This is a genomic window from Actinotalea sp. C106 (genome assembly GCF_023630195.1).
GTDB lineage: Bacteria > Actinomycetota > Actinomycetes > Actinomycetales > Cellulomonadaceae > Actinotalea.
This window is the reverse complement of record NZ_JALPKN010000005.1, coordinates 1-19,573: the sequence shown is the minus strand read 5'-3', so window position 1 is coordinate 19,573 and position 19,573 is coordinate 1. Positions and strand designations below refer to the sequence as shown.

14 protein-coding genes and 1 pseudogene are annotated in these 19,573 nt (G+C 72.3%); 2 read left to right on the top strand and 13 right to left on the bottom strand.

Annotation, left to right across the window (positions count from 1 at the left end; all coding sequences use genetic code 11):
• Window positions 1–46: 46 nt before the first annotated feature.
• The 10 genes from gatB to L0B03_RS00785 all read right to left on the bottom strand — a co-directional run bounded on the left by gatB (window position 47) and on the right by L0B03_RS00785 (window position 14,352).
• Window positions 47–1,558 carry an Asp-tRNA(Asn)/Glu-tRNA(Gln) amidotransferase subunit GatB gene (gene gatB / locus L0B03_RS00830; protein WP_250442815.1) on the bottom strand — a complete coding sequence of 504 codons (1,512 nt, stop codon included), beginning with the start codon at window positions 1,556–1,558 and terminating at the stop codon, window positions 47–49.
• Window positions 1,555–3,093: an Asp-tRNA(Asn)/Glu-tRNA(Gln) amidotransferase subunit GatA gene (gene gatA, locus L0B03_RS00825; RefSeq protein WP_250442810.1), complete on the bottom strand. Its 1,539-nt coding sequence runs from the start codon at window positions 3,091–3,093 to the stop codon at window positions 1,555–1,557. The genes gatB and gatA overlap by 4 nt, the downstream gene beginning before the upstream one ends.
• The gene (gene gatC, locus L0B03_RS00820; RefSeq protein WP_250442806.1) at window positions 3,093–3,389 is read right to left on the bottom strand and encodes an Asp-tRNA(Asn)/Glu-tRNA(Gln) amidotransferase subunit GatC; all 297 of its coding nucleotides are present in this window, start codon (window positions 3,387–3,389) and stop codon (window positions 3,093–3,095) included. Before gatC ends, gatA begins: the two co-directional genes overlap by 1 nt.
• A 55-nt stretch (window positions 3,390–3,444) precedes the next feature.
• Window positions 3,445–3,972, bottom strand: a complete 528-nt coding sequence (locus L0B03_RS19670; RefSeq protein WP_374204850.1) for a pilus assembly protein CpaE — start codon at window positions 3,970–3,972, stop codon at window positions 3,445–3,447.
• A gap of 75 nt (window positions 3,973–4,047) precedes the next feature.
• Window positions 4,048–8,208, bottom strand: coding sequence for a family 16 glycoside hydrolase (locus L0B03_RS00810; protein WP_250442803.1), 4,161 nt, complete (start codon window positions 8,206–8,208; stop codon window positions 4,048–4,050).
• Window positions 8,209–8,346: 138 nt separating this feature from the next.
• Window positions 8,347–9,351, bottom strand: coding sequence for a sugar phosphate isomerase/epimerase (locus L0B03_RS00805; protein WP_250442801.1), 1,005 nt, complete (start codon window positions 9,349–9,351; stop codon window positions 8,347–8,349).
• Between the two features lies 1 nt (window position 9,352).
• The gene (locus L0B03_RS00800; protein ID WP_250442798.1) at window positions 9,353–10,552 is read right to left on the bottom strand and encodes a Gfo/Idh/MocA family protein; all 1,200 of its coding nucleotides are present in this window, start codon (window positions 10,550–10,552) and stop codon (window positions 9,353–9,355) included.
• Between the two features lie 81 nt (window positions 10,553–10,633).
• Complete coding sequence (locus L0B03_RS00795) at window positions 10,634–11,701, bottom strand: substrate-binding domain-containing protein (RefSeq protein WP_250442795.1); 1,068 nt, start codon at window positions 11,699–11,701, stop codon at window positions 10,634–10,636.
• Window positions 11,702–11,773: 72 nt separating this feature from the next.
• On the bottom strand, window positions 11,774–12,871 hold the full coding sequence (locus tag L0B03_RS00790) for an ABC transporter permease (protein ID WP_374204849.1): 1,098 nt from the start codon (window positions 12,869–12,871) through the stop codon (window positions 11,774–11,776).
• Entirely contained in the window at window positions 12,868–14,352 is a 1,485-nt protein-coding gene (locus L0B03_RS00785; protein WP_250442851.1) for a sugar ABC transporter ATP-binding protein, read from the bottom strand. The genes L0B03_RS00790 and L0B03_RS00785 overlap by 4 nt, the downstream gene beginning before the upstream one ends.
• A 184-nt stretch (window positions 14,353–14,536) precedes the next feature.
• On the opposite strand from L0B03_RS00785, the gene L0B03_RS00780 reads away from it, so the two are divergent.
• Together L0B03_RS00780 and L0B03_RS00775 are read left to right on the top strand one after the other, a co-directional pair.
• Window positions 14,537–15,718, top strand: a complete 1,182-nt coding sequence (locus tag L0B03_RS00780; RefSeq protein ID WP_250442793.1) for an ROK family protein — start codon at window positions 14,537–14,539, stop codon at window positions 15,716–15,718.
• 62 nt (window positions 15,719–15,780) lie between these two features.
• Window positions 15,781–16,296, top strand: coding sequence for a ThuA domain-containing protein (locus L0B03_RS00775; protein ID WP_250442790.1), 516 nt, complete (start codon window positions 15,781–15,783; stop codon window positions 16,294–16,296).
• Window positions 16,297–16,333: 37 nt separating this feature from the next.
• Here the strand turns inward: L0B03_RS00775 and L0B03_RS00770 are convergent, their stop codons facing one another.
• The 3 genes and pseudogenes from L0B03_RS00770 to L0B03_RS00760 form a co-directional block, all read right to left on the bottom strand.
• Complete coding sequence (locus L0B03_RS00770; protein WP_250442788.1) at window positions 16,334–16,834, bottom strand: GNAT family N-acetyltransferase; 501 nt, start codon at window positions 16,832–16,834, stop codon at window positions 16,334–16,336.
• Entirely contained in the window at window positions 16,831–19,149 is a 2,319-nt protein-coding gene (gene ligA, locus L0B03_RS00765; RefSeq protein ID WP_374204848.1) for an NAD-dependent DNA ligase LigA, read from the bottom strand. Before ligA ends, L0B03_RS00770 begins: the two co-directional genes overlap by 4 nt.
• A 37-nt stretch (window positions 19,150–19,186) precedes the next feature.
• Window positions 19,187–19,573: pseudogene (locus L0B03_RS00760) on the bottom strand (hypothetical protein); the annotation flags it as partial.

Below are 19,573 nucleotides of genomic sequence, written 5' to 3'. Positions count from 1 at the left end.
ACCCGCTGAGGCGGACGGCTGCTGCTGAGCCTAGCGAGGGTCGGCCTCAGCCCTGCTGGACCCGCTCGAGGACGATCTCCCGGACCCTGCCCGCGTCGGCCTGGCCGCGCGTCGCCTTCATGACCGCACCGATGATCGCGCCGATCGGTCCCTGGTTGCCGCCACGGATCTTCTCGACCACGTCCGGCTGTGCCGCGAGGGCCTCGTCCACCGCGGCGACCAGCGCCCCGTCGTCGGAGACCACCTCGAGACCGCGCGCGGTGACGACCTCCTCGGGGCTACCCTCCCCCGCCAGCACCCCGGACAGGACCTGGCGGGCGAGCTTGTCGTTGACCCGGCCGGCGTCGACCAGCTGCTGGAGCTGACCGATCTGCTCCGGGGTCACGGGGAGGTCGGCCAGCTCGACACCCTCGGTCTTGGCCGTGCGGGCGAGCTCACCCATCCACCACTTGCGGGCCGCCGCAGGGGCGGCCCCGGCGGCGACGGTGGCCTCGATGAGCTCGATCGCCCCCGCGTTGACCACGTCACGCATCTCGGCGTCGGCGTAGCCCCACTCCGTCTGCAGCCGGCGGCGGCGCGCCACGGGCATCTCGGGCAGGGTCGCACGGATCTCCTCGACCCACGCCCGGCTGGGCGCGACGGGCACCAGGTCCGGCTCGGGGAAGTAGCGGTAGTCCTCGGCGTCGGACTTCACGCGGCCAGCGGTCGTGACCCCGGTGTCCTCGTGCCAGTGCCGGGTCTCCTGGGTCACGGTGCGCCCGGCGTCCAGGACCCCAGCCTGACGAGAGATCTCGTGGCGCACGGCCCGCTCGACCGACCGGAAGCTGTTGACGTTCTTGGTCTCGGTCCGGGTGCCCAAGGGCGCCTCGGGGGTCGCGCGCAGCGAGACGTTGACGTCGGCGCGCACGTTGCCGCGCTCCATCCTCGCCTCGGAGACGTCCAGCGCCCGGAAGATGTCTCGCAGGGTCTGGACGTAGGCGCGGGCCACCTCGGGGGCCCGCTCGCCCACCCCGGTGATGGGACGGGTGACGATCTCGACCAGCGGGATACCGGCCCGGTTGTAGTCGACCAGGGAGTACTCGGCCCCGTGGATCCGGCCGGTCGCGCCACCGACGTGGGTGTTCTTGCCGGCGTCCTCCTCCATGTGGGCGCGCTCGATCTCGACGCGCACCACCTCGCCGTCGTCGAGCTCGATGTCGATCCAGCCGTCGAAGGCGATCGGCTCGTCGTACTGCGAGGTCTGGAAGTTCTTGGGGACGTCGGGGTAGAAGTAGTTCTTGCGCGCGAACCGGCACAGCTCGGCGATCTCGCAGTTCAGCGCGAGCCCGATCTTGATCGCCGACTCGACGGCCTTGCCGTTCAGAGCGGGCAGCGCCCCCGGCAGGCCCAGCGAGACCGGGGTCACCTGCGTGTTGGGCTCGGCACCGAACTCGGTCGAGGCACCGTCGAACATCTTGGTCGCCGTGCCGAGCTCGACGTGCACCTCGATGCCGATGACGGGGTCGAACCGCGCGAGGGCGTCGTCGTAGTCCACCAGGGGCGGGGTCGTGGTGCTCATCGGGTGGTCCCCTCGGTCGCGAGCTCGGGTGCACGGTTCAGCAGCGGTCCGCCCCACTCGCGCTCGAGCAGGGTCTCCAGGGCGGCGCCCACCCGGTAGAGGCGGTCGTCGGCACGGGCCGGGGCGAGGATCTGGAAGCCCACGGGCAGGCCGTCGTCCGACAACCCGTTGGGCAGGGACATGCCCGGGACCCCGGCGAGGTTGGCGGGGATGGTCGCGACGTCGTTGAGGTACATCGCGAGCGGGTCGTCGAGCTTCTCGCCCAGCTTGAAGGCCGTGGTCGGCGCCGTCGGCGAGACCAGCACGTCGGCCTGCTCGAAGGCGGCCGCGAAGTCCTGCTGGATGAGGGTCCGCACCTTCTGGGCGCTGCCGTAGTAGGCGTCGTAGTAGCCCGCCGAGAGCGCGTAGGTGCCCAGGATGATGCGGCGCTTGACCTCGTCCCCGAAGCCCTGGCCCCGGGTGGCGGCCATGACGCGCTCGGCTGTCACGGTCCCCTCGGTCGGCTCGACCCGCAGGCCGAACCGCATGCCGTCGAACTTGGCCAGGTTGCTCGAGGCCTCGCTCGGCAGGATCAGGTAGTAGGCAGCGAGGGCGTGCCCGAAGTGCGGGCACGAGACGTGCACGACCTCGGCCCCGGCGCCCCGGAGCAGCTCGAGGGACTCCTCGAAGCGCGCTCGGACCCCGGGCTGGTAGCCCTCGCCGTTGAGCTCGTCGACCACGCCGACCCGCACCCCGGTGAGGTCCCCGCCCTGCCCGGCCCGAGCCGCGGCCACGAGCCCCGGCAGGTCCTCGGGCAGCGAGGTCGCGTCGCGCGGGTCGTGCCCGCCGATGACCTCGTGCAGCAGCGCCGAGTCCAGGACGGTCCGGGTCACGGGGCCCGCCTGGTCCAGGCTCGAGGCCAGGGCGATGAGGCCGTAACGCGACACGCCCCCGTAGGTGGGCTTGACGCCGACCGTCCCCGTGACGGCGCCGGGCTGACGGATCGAGCCGCCGGTGTCCGTGCCGATGGCCAGCGGGGCCTCGTAGGCCGCGAGCGCCGCCGCGCTACCGCCCCCTGAGCCGCCGGGGATCCGATCCAGGTCCCAGGGGTTGTGGGTGTTGCCGTAGGCCGAGTGCTCGGTCGAGGAGCCCATCGCGAACTCGTCCATGTTGGTCTTGCCGAGGATCGGCAGGCCGGCCGCACGCAGCCGCTCGACGAGGGTCGCGTCGTAGGGCGGCACCCAGCCCTCGAGGATCTTCGAGCCCGCCGTGGTCGGCAGCCCCTTGGTCACGACCACGTCCTTGACGGCGATCGGCACCCCCGCGAGCGGGTGGAGCTCCTCACCGGCGGCGCGTCGTGCGTCGACCTCGCGGGCGGTCGCGAGGGCCTCCTCGGCGCAGACGTGCAGGAAGGCGTGGACCGCGCCGTCGACCGCGGCGATCCGGTCCAGGTGGGCCTGGGTGACCTCGACGCTGGTGACCTCACCGGCGCGCAGGGCCTCGGCGAGCTGGGCCGCGGTGCGGCGGGTCAGGTCGCTGGACGGCTGGGTGGCCATCAGTCCTCCTCGAGGATCTGCGGGACGGCGAAGCGGCCGCCCTCGGCCGACGGTGCGCCGGCCAGGGCGTCGGCGACGGGCAGGGGCTCCTCGGGCACGTCCGCACGGAAGACGTTGGTCAGCGGCAGCGGGTGGCTGGTCGCCGCGACGTCGTCGGTGGCGATCTCGCTGACCTTGGCGACGGAGTCGACGATGACGTCGAGCTCCCCGGCCAGTCGTGTGAGCTCGGACTCGGTCAGGTCGATCCTGGCCAGACCAGCCAGGCGTGCGACCTCCTCGCGGGAGATGGTGGACATGGTCGGTGAGTCTAGTGGTGCCACGGGACGGCCCGAGGCGCGCCGACCGGGCGCGTCACGCGTCGGTGGTGGCCCGCTCGACGAGGGCGAGCAGGGCCAGGGCGTAGGCGTCGGCGGCGCTCGGCGCCGCGTGGACCTCGACCGTGCCGCGGCTCCCACGGGTCGTGACCTCGAAGAGGAGGGCCGGGCCCGGCTCCTCGTCGCGGTGCCCCCGCTCGGTCAGAGGCTCCTCCCCCACGGCGCCGTCGCGAGCGCTCTCGACCGAGCCCGCGTCGTCCTGGTCGTCTGCGGCCGACACCTGGGCGAGGGAGACGAAGGTGCCGCCGAGCAGCTCGCGCAGCTGGTCCTCGCGAGGCAGCCACAGGGCCTCGTCCTGGGCGACCGAGTCCAGGGCCCACTCCGTGGTGCCGTTGAAGCCCAGGACCGTGCCCGTGGAGTACTCGCGGGCCTCGATGGTCATCTCGCTCAGGGTGAAGATCTCGCCGTCGAGCTCGGGCTGGGGGATGACGAACCTGTCCCCCGCAGCGGGCCGCCAGCGGACCCCCGCGTCTCGGAGGGCCACGGCGAGCTCGGCGGAGATCATGCCCCCCAGTATCACCCCCGTGGGCGTCAGGGCACGTGAGGGCGTGCCCCCGTCCGTCGGGGGCACGCCCTCACGTCAGGGAAGGGCTGCCGCCGACGCCCGCAGGACGCTGCTCTCCTCCGCGGTGAACGCCCTGCCCGTCTGGGCGGCGACCTGCCGGTCGAAGGAGGCGAGGAGCCAGTGCCGCACCGTGCTGCTCCGGATGTGCTCGGCCACGGTCAAGGTCGTGTTCAGGCCGACCGTCACGAGCCACCTGTCGCTGAACCGGTGCACCAGGGCGCGCAGCGACCCGTACGTGACCGTGACGCTCACCTCGGTGGAGGCCTCCCCGACGTTTCCGGCCACGTCGGTCGCCGAGGCGGTCAGCGTGTGCGATCCCACGCCGTGCTCCCAGGCTGGGGACGCGAGGTCGGCGCAGGTCGACGAGGCGACTCCTGACCCGGGGGCGGGGTCGGTCGCGGTGCACCCGATCGCGACCTCCTGGTCGATCGTGTACGTCCTGGCGCCGTCCTCGAGAAGCACCTCGGGGGCCACGGTGTCGACCGCGACCACGATGCTCGACACCTCCTCGACGGTGCCCGAGGTGCCTGTCGAGCGGAAGGACACCGTGCGCTCACCCTCGCCGGCCACGAGGAAGGGCTCCTCGTAGGTGAGCCAGTCGCCGTCGTCGACCCGGTACTCGGTCGACGCGACGCCCTGGTCGTCCTCGGCCACCAGGGTCACCGTGGGTTCGACCGTGTGCCACCCGTTCGCGGGTTCCGGGGTCACCGTCGCCGTCGTGACGGGCGCCGTGGTGGGGACCGGCTCGCCGAGGCGGAGCCGGTCCAGGTTGACGTTGCCGTCGTCCCCGTCCGCGTACCGCAAGGTCACGGCGCTCTCGCCCTGCGGCAGGACGAGGTTCGTCGTGATGCTCGACCACTGCGTCCACTGCCCCGTGCTCGGCAACGTGAGCTGCCCGCGGTCAGCGCCGTCGACCAGCACCGACACCGTCTTCGGGCCCTCGAACGGGTGCGGGCCGTTCGCGTAGCGCAAGGTCACCGGGTAGGTGCCGGCGGCGTCGACCGCCACCATCGTCGACACCCCTGCACCGGGGTTGTGGAAGCCCTGCACGTAGCCGGTGCCGGAGTACCCCGCGTGCTCGGTGCCGACCTCCGCACCGCCGTCGAGGACGCCGTCCTCGAGCTCGTAGGAGCGGACGGGCGACGCGGTGGCCCGGATGCGCACGTCCCGGTAGGACACCGCCTCCCCGGCGCCGTGGTTCTGCACCCCGATGAAGCCCGAGGAGAGATCGCGAGCGGGATCCGTGCTGGCGAAGTCGTTGACGAGCACGCCGTTGAGGTGCACCCGGATGGTGCCTTCCGAGACCTCGATCTCGTACGCGTTCCACTGCCCCACGGGGTTCAGCGCCTCGGCCACCGCCTCGACGTCGGCTCCCTGGAAGGTGTAGATCGCGCCGGTCGTCCGGTCCTCCGCGTCGCTGGCGTCGATCTGGATCTCGTAGCCCTGGTCGACGGCGACCCACGGGTCGTCCCCCGGGTTCGGGAACCCGACGAAGACGCCACCGTTGTCATCCTTCACGAGCTTCCAGTCCAGCTTGAGGCTGTACTCCTCGAACTCCTGAGCCGTGTACCAGAGCAGGCCCAGCCCACCGCTGGTGCGCAGGCTGCAGTCGGACTGGCGACCGAAGGAACCCGCTCCGGCCAGCCGCCAGTCGTCCAGGCTCGCCAGGGTGCCGTCGAAGATCGCGGTGTAGCCGTCCTCCGGGGTGATCGGGGAGCAGATGTCAGGCTCGGCCCCCACCCGCAGCACGTCGATGTTGACGTTCCCGTCATCGCCGGCCTCGTAGCGGAAGGAGATCGTGTTGGTGCCCTCCTGCAGCTCGACGTCTCGAGTGAGGGTGCTCCAGGTCTTCCAGTCCCCCGTGCTCGGGAACTCGACCGGAGCTACCTGCGCGCCGTTGACGCGCAGCGTCATCTGCTTGGCCCCCGCGAACGGGTTCGGCCCGTTGGAGTAGCGCACGTGGATCGGGACGGTGCCCGCCTCGTCGACCTCGGTCGTGAAGGTCACGGAGGCGCCAGGGCCCTGCAGCCCAGCCGTGAAGCCCGAGCCGGAGTACCCGCTGTGGTCGGCCGCGATGCTCGCACCGCCGAGCATCTGGGCCTCCTCGGCCTCGTGGTAGCCGAGGTCGTCCGGGGCCTCGTAGCCGGGGATCGTGTTCAGCGTGTACCAGGCCTCGGTGCTCCACAGCTCGGTTCCGCCGACGTCGGTGAAGGGCCGCGGGGAACGCAGGTGCACCACGCGGTCGGGCTTCAACCCGTCGATCGTGAGGCGGACGGTCCGACGGTCTGACGACACCTCGGCACCCTGGACGACGAGCACCTCCTCGTCGATCTTCGGTCCGCCGTACTGCTGCGTGGGCACGTACCGCCACTGCTGCACCTGGTAGCCGTCCGCAGCGTCCGCGCTGATCCGCTGGGCGGTCTCCTCCGAGAGCGGCTGGGTGTAGCGGACCGCGAACCCGTCCTCGGTGACGCTCATCGAGGTCATGTCGAACGCATCGGTGCCCGTGGGGGTGAGCTTCTGGAGCCCGTAGTCGAGCTTGCCGCTCTCGCTCCAGTTCCCCGCCTCGCCGATCTCACCGACGTAGATGGCGCCGTCCGGCCCGACGACGGTCCGGTTGACGCCGGCCTGGAGCCCCGCGGTGTGGCGGAAGGCCGCACCTTGGTACTCACCGCCCACCTCCTCGAGGAACGCCCGCTGCAGGCCGCCGTAGGTGACGTCGCCGAAGAGCATCTGACCGGCGAACGGACCCTCCTCGAGCAGGACGGGGTTGCTCGGCGAGTTCGCGATCTCGTTCTGCGGGAGCCACAGCACCGGCGCGGTCGCCGGCTGGGCGTCGAAGGGCCCCGCCGGGGTCGTGTAGTGGTTGAAGAAGCGGCCTTCCTTGATGTGGACCAGCTTCGAGGAGGGCAGCCACGCCCCCTGGTTGTCCATGACGAAGAGCTCACCACCGGGGCCCCAACCGAGGCCGTTGGGGGTGCGCAGACCACCGGCCACGTACTCGACCTCACCTGTCTCGCGGTCGATCCTGAGGCTCGTCCCCCGGTTCTCGGCAGGCTGCGGGTCGGTGGTCGCGCCACCGTTGTCGATCGCCACGGACAACGTCACGTAGAAGTGGTCCTCGTCGTGCAGCAGCCCGAACGCGAACTCGTGGAAGTTCTCGCCGTAGGGCCACTCCGCCACCGTCCGGTGCTCGCGGAGCCCGTCGCCGTCGGTGTCCGGGGTCAGCTCGGTCAGCCGGTCCCGCTCCGAGACGTAGATCGAGCCGTCGACCACCGCAACACCCATCGGGTTGAGCAGACCGGTGGCGACCTTGGTGACGGTCACGTCCTCGGCGCTCGTCTCCCCGGTCACGTTGCCCAGGACGAAGACCTCCCCCGGCTCGGGGTCCGGCACGGGCCCGGAGGGGCTCACCGAGCCGGAGGTGACGAGCACGAGGTCCCCGTCCTCGGTCCAGTCGAGGGCCGAGACCATCGGCTCGAAGCCCTCAGGCAGCAGATCGGTGAGCGTGTAGTCGGGGTGCACCGCGTCCAGACGCAGTCCGTCGCCCGGGGTGTCGGTGTCCCCCGCGCAGTACTTCGTGCCCGGGGCCGTCACCCGCACGACGTCGCGATCGGTGCTGAGCGCCGACTCGGGCACCAGGACGAAGTCCTCCGCACCCGGCGTGCGCCACTCCAGGCGCAGCACCTGGTCGTAGCCGGCGTCGAAGTACTCGACGAGCAGGGCGTGGTGACCTGCCGCCAAGGAGACGACCCCCTCCTTGGCGGTCGCCTCGTGCAGGCCGTCGTGGTCGACGACGAGCTGGTCGTCCAGGAGCAGACGCGAGCCGTCGTCGCTGGTCAGTCGGAAGGTGTACTCCCCGTCGGCCGGGGCGTGCAGGGTGGCGAGCACGTCGGTGCGGAAGCTGTCCACAGCCCCGAACTGCTCGTGCGTCGTGTAGTCGATCGTGGCCATCCGCTTGTCGACGTTCGGCGTCGTGCCGGGCCTGATGTCGCAGATCGCCTGCGGGGCGGCGCCCAGCACGTACGTGCGCAAGGTGACGCCGGGCTGCTGCGGGGGCAGGTCGTCGGCGTGCGCGGGCGTCGGCAGGGCTGCCGTCGTCATCATCGCGCCGAGCAGGGACAGACCGAGCAGGCCGACGAGACCTGTCGGGCGTGGCACCGTTCGTGATCGCACTCTTCCTCCTTGAAGGGCGGTGATGCTCCAGGGACGCTGAATCAGGGCAGGGCAGGGCAGGGCAGGGCAGGGCAGGGCGTCGTGCGCGTGCGGGTGCTTCGGGCCGGGCGGACCTGGGCCTGCGGACCGCCGTCGGTCTCAGCGGGTGCTGAAGGCGGCGTCGAAGGAGGCCGAGGGCGGGTCGAAGGCCAGGCGACGGACGAACTCGAGCGCCTCGGGGGCGCCGACGAGCCGGTCCATCCCCGCGTCCTCCCACTCGACCGAGATCGGACCCTCGTAGCCGATCGTGCTGAGCATCCGGAAGCTGTCCTCCCAGGGCACGTCGCCGTGGCCGGTCGAGACGAAGTCCCAGCCCCGGCGCGGGTCGGCCCAGGGCAGGTGCGAGCCCATCCGGCCGTTGCGGCCGTTGCCGACCCGGCGCTTCGCGTCCTTGCAGTCGACGTGGTAGATCCGGTCGCGGAAGTCCCACATGAAGCCCACCGGGTCCAGGTCCTGCCACACGAAGTGGCTCGGGTCCCAGTTGAGCCCGAAGGCCTCGCGGTGGCCGATGGCCTCGAGGGTCCGCACGGTGGTCCAGTAGTCGTAGGCGATCTCGCTGGGGTGCACCTCGTGGGCGAACCGGACGCCCACCTCGTCGAAGACGTCGAGGATCGGGTTCCACCGGTCGGCGAAGTCCTGGTACCCCGCGTCGACGAGCTCGGTCGAGACCGGCGGGAACATCGCGACGTACTTCCAGATCGAGGACCCGGTGAACCCGACCACCGTGTCCACCCCGAGCCGCGCGGCGGTCCGGGCGGTGAGCTTCATCTCCTCCGCGGCCCGCTGCCGGACCCCCTCGGGGTCGCCGTCCCCCCACACCCGGTCCGAGAGCATGTCCCGGTGCCGCTGGTCGATCGGGTCGTCGCACACGGCCTGACCCTTGAGGTGGTTGGAGATCGCCCACACCTTGAGGCCGTAGCGGTCGAGGATGTCGAGCCGGCTCTGCACGTACGCGTCGTCCTCGGCTGCGCGCCAGGGGTCGAGGTGGTCACCCCAGCAGGCGATCTCGAGGCCGTCGTAGCCCCACTCGGAGGCCAGCCGGGCGACCTCCTCGAAGGGGAGGTCGGCCCACTGACCGGTGAACAGCGTGACGGGTCGAGCCATGTCAGTCCTCCTGGGTGGTGTCGGTCGGGACGGTCGTCCAGACGCTGTCGGCCGCGGCGCTGCGCTCGACCGCGTCGAGCACCCGCTGGACCACGAGGCCGTCGGCGAAGGAGGGCCGGGGCTGCTCCCCCGCAGCGAGTGACCGCACGAGGTCGACCGCCTGGTGGGTGAAGCCGTGCTCGTAGCCCAGTCCGTGGCCCGGGGGCCACCACGCGGCCACGTAGGGGTGGTCGGGCTCGGTCACGACGATCCTGCGGAACCCGGCGAGGCGGGCCTCGTCCGCGGCGTCGAACCAGTGCAGGACGTTCATGTCCTCGAAGTCGAAGGCCAGCGACCCGGCCGAGCCGTTGATCTCGAGCCGGATCGCGTTCTTGCGGCCCCACGCGAATCGCGTCGCCTCGAAGGTGCCGATCCCGCCGCCCGAGAACCGCGCGAGGAACACCGCCGCGTCGTCGACGGTCACCGGGCCGCGTTCGCTGCCGGCCGAGCCGTGCAGCCCCGCGTGCTCGGTCGCGACGGGTCGCTCGTGCACGAAGGTCTCGAGCAGGCCGCTGACGCCCGTGATCTGCTCGCCGGTGATGAACTGCGCGAGGTCGACCACGTGCGCGCCGATGTCCCCCAGCGCCCCGGAGCCGGCCTTCTCGCGGTCCAGCCGCCAGGACAACGGCGCCTCCTCGTCGGCGATCCAGTCCTGCAGGTACTGGGCCCGCACGTGCCGGATCGTCCCCAGCCGCCCCTCGGCGACCAGCTGCCGCGCGAAGGACAGGGCAGGGACGCGCCGGTAGGTGAAGCCGACCATCGCCAGCACCCCGTCCCGCGCGGCCACGGCTGCCGCGGCGGCCATCTGCTCGGCCTCGGCGACCGAGTTGGCGAGCGGCTTCTCGCACAGCACGTGCTTGCCTGCGGCGAGGGCCGCCAGGGCGATCTCGGCGTGGGTGTCTCCCGGGGTGCAGATGTCGACCAGGTCGACGTCCGGCCGCTCGAGCAGGCGCCGCCAGTCGGTCTCGGCCTCGGCCCACCCGAGCCGAGCGGCCGCGGCCTCGACCGAGCTGCGGGTGCGCCCCGCGACCACCGTCATCTCGGGCGCCAGCGGGAGGTCGAAGAAGCGTGGTGCGACCCGCCACGCCTGCGAGTGGGCGGCCCCCATGAAGGAGTACCCGATCATGCCGACGCCGAGCCGCCGGGCCTGCTGGTTGACCATCGTTCCTCTTCCTCCGTGGTGGACGCTCGACCTGCCGGGCGCGTCGGGGCGGGTGCGCTGGCACCCGCCCCGACGACGCGCTCAGGACTCGAAGGCCGTGGGCAGGTACTCCTCGACGTTGTCCGCCGTGACGACGGGGGCGTAGAGCTGGACGGTGCGCGGCACCTCGACCTCGACCAGGTCCTCCATGGCCTTGCCCTGGACGATGAGCCGTGCCAGGCGCACGCCGTCGGCCGCCTGGGTCGACGGGTAGATCACCGTCGCCTTGAGGACCGAGTCGTCCTCCTGGATCTCGCGCATCACGTTCGCCGAGCCCGCGCCGCCGACCATGACGAACTCGTCCCGGCCGGCCTCCTCGATCGCGGCCATGACGCCGACGCCCTGGTCGTCGTCGTGGTTCCACAGCGCGTCGATCTCCGGGGCCGCCTGGAGCAGGTTGGCCGCGGCCTGCTGCCCGCCCTGGACGGTGAAGTCCGCGGCGACGCGGTTGTCGACGTCCAGGCCGCAGTCCGCGAGCGCGTCCTCGAAGCCCTGGCTCCGGTCCTGGGTCAGGGGCAGGGAGTCGATGCCGGCGATCTCGGCGACCACCGCGTCGGGGTCGTCGCCGACCTGCTCGCAGATGTACGTGCCCGCGCTCACCCCCATGCCGTAGTTGTCGCCGAGCACGGTGGTGCGCGCGGCGAACGGGCTGGAGAACTCGCGGTCGACGTTGATGACCGTGATCCCGGCCTCCATGGCCTCGATCGCGATCTCGGTCAGCGCCGCACCGTCGAAGGGCAGCAGGACGATCGCGTCGACCCCGTCGTTGATGAAGGTCTCGATCTGGCTGATCTGCAGGTTCACGTCGTTGGTGGCCTCGGCCACGCGCAGGTCGACGTCCTCGTACCTCTCGGCCTCGTCGAGGGCGGCCCGGGTGATCGCACCCATCCAGCCGTGGTCGGCCGCGGGGGCCGAGAAGCCGATCGTGACGGTGTCACCGGTCTCGTCGTTGGCGCCGCCGGTGGTCTCGCCACCGCCGTCGGTGGTCGTGGTGTCGTCCTCCTCAGGGGCGGGGGTGTTCGAGGTGCAGCCGGTGACGAGGGCGGCGGTAGCGACCGTGGCGGCCGCGGCGAGCGTCCAGCGACGGCGCAGCTCCAGTGGTGCGGACATGGACTTCCTCCTTGGGTCGAGCGTGGGGTCGGACGAGCAGCGCCGGTGGCGCGGCCCAGGTGGATCGTTGGCTCAGGTGGATCGCTGACGGGCCGCCAGACGCTGCTGCAGGAGCACCGCGGCGACGATGATCACGCCCCTGGCGACGGCCTGGGCGGAGATCGAGAGGTTGTTCTGGGTGAACACGTTCGCCAGGGTCGCGAAGATCAGGACGCCGAAGACCGTGCCGACGATCGTGCCGCGGCCCCCGGCGAGCAGGGTTCCCCCGACGACGACGGCCGCGATGGCCTCGAGCTCGTAGTACTGGCCGTGGGTCGAGGAGCCGGCCGTCGTGCGGGCCAGCATCATGACCGCGGCGATCCCCGCGGTGAGGCCGGCGATCGCGTAGAGGTACATGGTGTGACGCTTGACCTTGATGCCGGCCAGGCGCGCGGCCTCGGGGTTGCCACCCACCGCGAGGGTGCGCCGTCCGAAGGTGGTCCGGTTGAGCAGCACCCAGCCCGCCGCCGCGACCACCGCGAAGATCCACACCAGCACCGAGATGCCGAGCAGGTCCGCCCGGAAGAAGTCCAGGAAGGGGTCGACCGTGACGAGCTGGGTCTGCCGGTTGGCGATCATCTCAGCCAGCCCCCGCGCGCCGACCATCATGGCGAGGGTCGCGATGAACGCGACCACCCTGCCGTAGGCGATGAGCACACCGTTGACCAGCCCGGCCCCGGTGCCGACCGCGAGGGCCGTGCCGACCATGACGATCCAGTGGATGTCCCCGGCCATGGTCTGGGTCGCGAGCGTGCTGGCCCAGATCGAGGCGAGACCGAGGACCGACCCGACCGAGAGGTCGATGCCGCCCCCGGTGATGACGAAGGTCATCCCGATGCTGAGCACGCCGATCACCGCGGCGTACCGCAGGATGGTCATCAGGTTGTCGACGCTGACGAAGCGCTCGCCCGCGGTGGCGACGCCGACGACGCACACCAGCAGCAGGGCGATGACCAGGCCGATGTTGCGCCCCGCGGCTCCGTGCAGGAACCGCCGCAGTCCCGACGGGGGACGCTGCGTCGCGCCGGCGGCTGGCTCGGGACTGCGGCCGCGCTCGAGAGGGGTCGGGCTGGCGGGGTCGGGGGGCACGCTCCCGGCCGTCGCGAGGGTGGGGGGTGTCTGCTCGCTCACGCGGCACTTCCTTCCATGACGAGGTCGAGCACACCGTGCTCGTCGATCTGCTCTGCCCGGCAGCGGTGGACCACGCGTCCCTCCGAGATCACGAGGACCTCGTCGGAGAGCCCGAGGACCTCCTCGATCTCGCTCGAGACGACGACGACGGCGGCGCCTCGGTCGGCCAGGGCTCGGATCAGGCCATAGATCTCGGCGCGGGCCCCGACGTCGACCCCGCGGGTGGGCTCGTCGAGCAGCAGGACGTCGCAGCCGTGCACGAGCCAGCGGGCGAGCATGGCTTTCTGCTGGTTGCCCCCCGAGAGGGTGCGCGCGGTGCGGTCCGGGTCGTGGGGCCGCAGGTCCAGGGCGGTGATCTGCTCACGGGCCGCGGTCCGCTCAGCCTGCTCGTCGAGCATCGGCCCGCGGGCGAACCGCCCGAACGTCGAGAGGGTGATGTTGCGGTAGACCGGTTCGTCGAGCAGCAGGCCCTGGCTCTTGCGCTCCTCGGGGGCCAGCCCGATGCCGGCCCCGACGGCGGCCGAGACCGATCCTGCCCGCAGCCGACGGCCAGCCACCTCGACGCTGCCGCTGGTCGCGCGCCGCGCGCCGTAGATCGTCTCGAGGATCTCCGAGCGCCCCGAGCCCACGAGCCCCGCGAGGCCCACCACCTCGCCCGCGCGGACCGTCATGCTCACGTCCTCGAAGACGCCGCGCAGGCTCAGGTCGGTGACCACGAGGCGCCGGTCCGCGGCGGCCGGGACACCGGGACGCTCGGGGAAGGCGTGCTCGACGGTCCGCCCCGTCATAAGGCGGATGAGGTCCGCGGTCGGGGTCTGGTCGACCGCGAGCCCGGTCGCGACCGTCCGGCCGTCCTTGAGCACGGTGATCCGGTCGCCGACCTCGCGGATCTCGTCGAGCCGGTGGGAGATGTAGACGACCGCGACCCCGGCCGCGGTGAGGTCGCGCACCACGCGGAAGAGGTTGGCGACCTCCTCGGAGTCCAGGACGGCCGAGGGCTCGTCCATGACGATCAGCCGTGCGTCGTGGGACAGGGCCCTGGCCATGCTGACCACCTGCTTGCCCGCGGCTGAGAGGCGACCGACCTCACGGCCTGGCGGGATCTCGGCGTGGCCCAGGCGCGCCAGGAGCTCGGCGGTCCGGGCTCGCGCGGCGCGGCGCTGGGTGAACCCGGCCGAGGCGAGCTCGTGGCCCAGGTCGACGTTCTCGGTGACGGTCAGGCCGTCGACCACGTCGAGCTCCTGGTACATCGTGGCGATGCCTGCGCGCAGGGCCGCCACCGGTGTCGTCACCTCGAAGGGCTCGCCGCGCCAGGTGATGGTCCCGGAGTCGGGGCGGTGGGCACCGGCGAGGACCTTGATGAGGGTCGACTTGCCGGCGCCGTTCTGACCGAGCAGGCAGTGCACCTCCCCGGGCAGGACCTCGAGGTCGACCCCGTCGAGGGCCTTGGCCCCAGGGAAGTGCTTGACGATCCCGCTCATCGTGAGGATCGGGGCGCCGGGTCGCTCACCGGGCTGCGCCCCGGGGGAGCCGGGGACGTTCTGGACATCGTTGACCATGACGAGGAACCTACTCACCTTTTGTCGATAGTCAAGCAAAAGTCGAGACGGGTGAATCACGTTATGCGAACGTGACCTTCTCAAGGGGGTGTGCTTGACTGCGCCCATGGATGCGCTGACCAAGTTCGCGCCACGGCCCAGCGGCGTCGGCGAGATGTTCCAGCTGCTCCGGGACGGCCGTCCCCGCACCCGCGCCGACCTCGCCCAGGTGACCGGCCAGGCCCGCTCGACCATCGCCGCCCGGGTCGACCTCCTGCTCGCCTCGGGCCTGGTCGCCCCCGCCGGGGAGGCGAGCTCGACCGGCGGCCGCCCTCCCGCCACCTTCGCCTTCGCGCCGAGCGCGAAGCTCGTCCTCGCCGTGGACCTCGGCGCCACCCACGCCCGGCTGGCCGTGACCGACCTCGCCTCGACCGTGCTGGCCGAGCACCACGAGGAGATCAGCATCGCCGCCGGCCCCGAGGCCGTCCTGGACCGCGCGGCCGCGCTCGGCCTCAAGCTCGTCGAGCAGGCCGGCCGCTCGAGCAAGGACCTGGTGAGCGTCGGCGTCGGGCTCCCCGGTCCCGTCGATCACGACTCGGGCCGACCGATGAACCCGCCGATCATGCCCGGCTGGGACGGCGCCGACGTCGTGGCCCACCTCCAGGGCAGGCTCCCCGTGCCGGTGCTCGTCGACAACGACGTCAACATCATGGCCCTCGGCGAGCACCGGTCGCAGTTCCCCGACGTCGACCACCTGCTCTTCGTCAAGGTCGCGACCGGCATCGGCGCCGGGGTCATCAGCGACGGCGAGATCCGTCGTGGCGCTCAGGGGGCGGCCGGCGACCTGGGCCACATCGCCGTGGCCGGCGGTGGGGACGCCCCCTGCCGCTGCGGCAACACGGGCTGCCTCGAGGCGCTCGCCAGCGGTCGGGCCCTCGCCGAGGCACTGAGCTCGCAAGGGATCCCGGCGAGGTCGAGCGCAGACGTCGTGCGCCTGGTGCGAGCCGGCGACATCACGGCGAGCCACGTGGTCCGCGAGGCCGGCCGCACCATCGGCAGCGTCCTCGCCACCTGCGTGAGCATGCTCAACCCGTCGGTCATCGTCATCGGCGGAAACCTCGCGGAGGCCGGCGAGCACCTGCTCGCCGGGATCCGCGAGGTCGTCTACCGCCGGTCCCTCCCGCTGGCCACGCAGCACCTGCGTGTCGTCGGGAGCCGAACCCGCGGACGGGCCGGGGTGCTGGGCGCGAGTGCCATGGCCGCCGAGCACGTCCTGTCCCCCGCGGCGATCGAGGCCCTCATCCCCTGAGCACGCAGCCGAGCCCACCCCGACCCGGCGCAGCGCAGCACCGCGGCCACGACGAGGCCGTCATGCTCGGTACCGACCTGGTCGTGCAGAGCTGGACGATGGGCGACATCCTGCCCGAGGAGCTCCGCGGGCTGCGCGAGGCCGTCCGCGCCGGGACCGGCTTCGCCGGGTGGCACGGCGGGGTGGTGGACGCCTTCCGGCAGGCGACCGACTACCACCAGCTGGTCGGCGGCCAGTTCGCCGCCCACCCGGGCGACCTGGTGGACCACACCGTCGAGGTGCGGCCCGAGCGGGCCGATCACCCGATCGTCACCGGCATCTCCTCGATCCGGCTCCACTCGGAGCAGTACTGGGCCATGACCGACCCGCTGGTCGACGTCCTCGCGACCACGACCATCCCCCGCCGTCCTGAGGACCCGTGGTCGGAGCCGGTGACGTGCCCCGCCGTGTGGACCCGGACGTGGGGACGGGGACGGGTCTTCGTGTGCACCCCGGGGCACCAGACCGCCGACCTCGAGATCCCCGGCCTGCGCCAGGTGGTCGAGCGGGGCCTGCTCTGGGCGGCACGCGAGCGCTGACTCCCGGCCCACCGTCCTCGAGCAGGATCGACGCCCCTCAGAGGTCGATCGTGTAGGCCACCATCGAGTACCCCTCGGCGGACCAGTCCCGCGCGGGCACGCGCCGCAGCCCGAGCCGCTGGTACATGCGCTGGGCGGCACGCATCTCCACGAGGGTCGAGAGCACCACGCGCTGCGCGCCGACCCCCGTCCCGTGCTCCAGGGCGGCCCTGAGCAGAGCCTCGCCCACCCCGCGGCCGCGGGCGTCCGGGGCCACGGCGAGCATCCTCAGCTCGACCTCCCCCGGCACGGCGATCTCGGCCAGCGACGACCCTGCCTCCGCGAGGGTCACGGTGCCCACGACCTGCCGACCACCCTCCTGCCCGTCGTCCACCGCGACGAGCACGGTACCGACGCCCGCACGCCCCACCGCGTCCCGCAGCTCGTCGAGGTACTCGTCCTCGGGGCTCAGCAGGTCGTCGGCGAGGTAGGCGTGCGCCGTCAGCTCACCGACCAGGCCTAGGTCCTGCGGGGTCGCCCGGCGGATCTCGAGGCTCACTCGGGCACCTCGATCCCGACGGCCTCAGGGCCCCCGTCGAGCAGGGCGACGAACCCGGCCTCGTCGAGGATCGTCAGGCCGAGCTCACGGGCCTTGGCCTCCTTGGAGCCGGCGTTCTCACCCACGACCACGGCGTGGGTCTTCTTCGACACGCTGCCTGCCGCCTTGCCCCCGCGGGCGAGGATCGCCTCCTTGGCGCTGTCCCGCGAGAACCCGTCCAGGGACCCGGTCACCACGACGGTCAGCCCCTCGAGGGTGCGAGGCACCGACGCGTCACGCAGGTCCTCCATCCGGACCCCCGCCGCGGCCCACCGCTCCACGATCTCGACGTGCCAGTCCACGGCGAACCAGTCACGCACCGCTGCGGCGATGGTCGGCCCGACCCCCTCGACGGCGGCGAGCTCTGACTCCTGGGCGGCTCGCACGGCCTCGAGAGAACCGAACTCGGTCGCCAGGGCCCGGGCCGCGGTCGGCCCGACGTGCCGGATGGACAGGGCCACGAGGATGCGCCAGAGCGCCTGCTCCTTGGCCTTGTCCAGCTCGGCGAAGAGACGGACCGTGTTGGCGTGCGGCTTGGAGGGCGTCTTGGGCGTCGCCTTGGTCCAGAAGTGCAGCCGGTCCTCCCACAGCCCGGTTCCCGCGCCCTCCCTCTTGATCTCCCGCCAGACACGCACCGACGCGAGGTCCTCGGAGGTCAGGTCGAACAGACCCGCCTCGCTCGACAGGACCGGCGTCTGCGGCTCGGGCAGAGCCTCGGGGACGGGGCCGTCCACCGCGCCGTCGGGCCGGTAGCGGGCTGGGTCGGCGGGGCGGTCCCGCTCGGGGGCCGTGAGCGCGATCGCTGCCTCCCAGCCCATCGCCTCGATGTCCAGGGCGTTGCGCGAGGCGATGTGCGCCACGCGCTCGCTCAGCTGCGCCGGGCAGGAGCGCGTGTTGGGGCAGCGGATGTCGACGTCGCCCTCCTTGGCCGGGGCGAGCGGCGTGCCGCACGAGGGGCAGTCGACCGGCATGACGAACTCACGCTCGGTGCCGTCCCGGAGGTCGACCACCGGGCCGACGATCTCGGGGATCACGTCCCCCGCCTTGCGCAGCACGACCGTGTCCCCGATGAGCACGCCCTTGCGCCGCACCTCGCTCGCGTTGTGCAGGGTGGCCATCTCCACCGTGGACCCCGCGACCAGCGCGGGCGCCATGACGCCGTACGGGGTGACCCTGCCCGTGCGTCCCACGTTGACCCGGATGGCGAGCAGGCGGGTGTTGACCTCCTCGGGCGGGTACTTGTAGGCGATGGCCCAGCGCGGCGCCCGGCTCGTCGCCCCGAGCCGGCGCTGCAGCGCGGTCTGGTCGACCTTGACCACGATGCCGTCGATCTCGTGCTCGACGTCGTGCCGGTGCTCGCCGTAGTGGTCGATCATGGCCTGGACCCCGGCCTGGTCCGCGACCACCCGGGTGTAGGGCGAGACGGGCAGGCCCCACCCCGCGAGGAGCTCGTAGGTCTCGGACTGGCGCGCCGTCGCGGCTTCCCGGCCCTCCCAGCGCAAGGCACCGACCCCGTGGCAGTACATCCGCAGCGGACGGGATGCCGTGACCCGCGGGTCCTTCTGGCGCAGCGACCCGGCCGCGGAGTTGCGCGGGTTGGCGAACGGCGCCTTGCCCGCCGCGACCTGGGCCTCGTTGAGGGCCGCGAACCCCTCGACGGGCAGGAAGACCTCGCCGCGCACCTCGATCAGCTCGGGGTGGTCCTTGCCCGCCAGGACGTGGGGCACCCCCTCGATGGTGCGGACGTTGAGGGTCACGTCCTCCCCGGTGCGCCCGTCCCCGCGGGTCGCGGCCCGCACGAGCCGACCCTCCTCGTACAGGAGGGCGATCGCGAGCCCGTCGATCTTGAGCTCGCACAGGTACTGCATCTCGGCGGCCGCCCCGTCGAGGTCCTTGCGGACCCGGGCGTCCCAGGCTGCGACGTCCTCGGCGGAGAAGGCGTTGTCGAGGCTCAACATCCGCTCGACGTGGTCGACCGCGGCGAACTCGGTCGAGAAGGTGCCCCCCACCAGCTGCGTGGGCGAGTCGGGGGTGCGCAGGCCGAGGTGGGCGTAGTGCTCCTCGAGAGCCTCGAGCCGGCGCAGCAACCCGTCGTACTCGGCGTCGCTCACCGTGGGGGCGTCACGCACGTAGTACGCGAACTGGTGATCGCGGATGGCCTCGGCGAGCTCGGTCCAGCGGTGCCGGGCCTCCGGCTCGTCCAGGTCACGGTCCTCGGCGGTCAGCGCCGTCGTCGGGCCCTCGGTCGGGGAGGTCTGGTCGTCGTGCTCGCTCACGGCCACATCATGGCGCGTCGCGGTGACATCCCGCCTCTCAGCCCGCGTCGGCCCGCTCGGCGAGGATCCCGGCGACACGGACGGCGGTGCCGATCGCGTGCCGTACGTCCCGGGTGTCACTCAGCAGCAGGTCCCCGCCGCCGAGGCCGCTCGAGGTCTCCACGTGCACGACGACGTCCTCCAGGGAGCGGGCGGGCAGCCCGACGGCCGTCCACGGTCGGGTGATGACGTCGGCGACCTGCTGGGGGCCGGCCGGGCGCTTCCACCGGTCCTGGGGCAGCCCCAGCCACATGCGCCGACCCTCCTCGACCAGCGCGGCGACCTGCTCCCACTGCGGACCGCGCACGGCCCCCGCCGCGATGCCGACGGACTCGGCACCGCTGCGCGCGAGGGCCTGCAGGGCCCGCGAGAAGTCGGAGGCCAA

What these genes read in the sequence shown, in the direction of transcription:
- gatB (WP_250442815.1), bottom strand. Translation starts at nt 1,558, where the DNA reads ATGAGCACCACGACCCCGCCCCTGGTGGACTACGACGACGCCCTCGCG.
- gatA (WP_250442810.1), bottom strand. Translation starts at nt 3,093, where the DNA reads ATGGCCACCCAGCCGTCCAGCGACCTGACCCGCCGCACCGCGGCCCAG.
- gatC (WP_250442806.1), bottom strand. Translation starts at nt 3,389, where the DNA reads ATGTCCACCATCTCCCGCGAGGAGGTCGCACGCCTGGCTGGTCTGGCC.
- L0B03_RS19670 (WP_374204850.1), bottom strand. Translation starts at nt 3,972, where the DNA reads ATGATCTCCGCCGAGCTCGCCGTGGCCCTCCGAGACGCGGGGGTCCGC.
- L0B03_RS00805 (WP_250442801.1), bottom strand. Translation starts at nt 9,351, where the DNA reads ATGGCTCGACCCGTCACGCTGTTCACCGGTCAGTGGGCCGACCTCCCC.
- L0B03_RS00800 (WP_250442798.1), bottom strand. Translation starts at nt 10,552, where the DNA reads ATGGTCAACCAGCAGGCCCGGCGGCTCGGCGTCGGCATGATCGGGTAC.
- L0B03_RS00795 (WP_250442795.1), bottom strand. Translation starts at nt 11,701, where the DNA reads ATGTCCGCACCACTGGAGCTGCGCCGTCGCTGGACGCTCGCCGCGGCC.
- L0B03_RS00785 (WP_250442851.1), bottom strand. Translation starts at nt 14,352, where the DNA reads ATGAGCGGGATCGTCAAGCACTTCCCTGGGGCCAAGGCCCTCGACGGG.
- L0B03_RS00780 (WP_250442793.1), top strand. Translation starts at nt 14,537, where the DNA reads ATGGATGCGCTGACCAAGTTCGCGCCACGGCCCAGCGGCGTCGGCGAG.
- L0B03_RS00775 (WP_250442790.1), top strand. Translation starts at nt 15,781, where the DNA reads ATGCTCGGTACCGACCTGGTCGTGCAGAGCTGGACGATGGGCGACATC.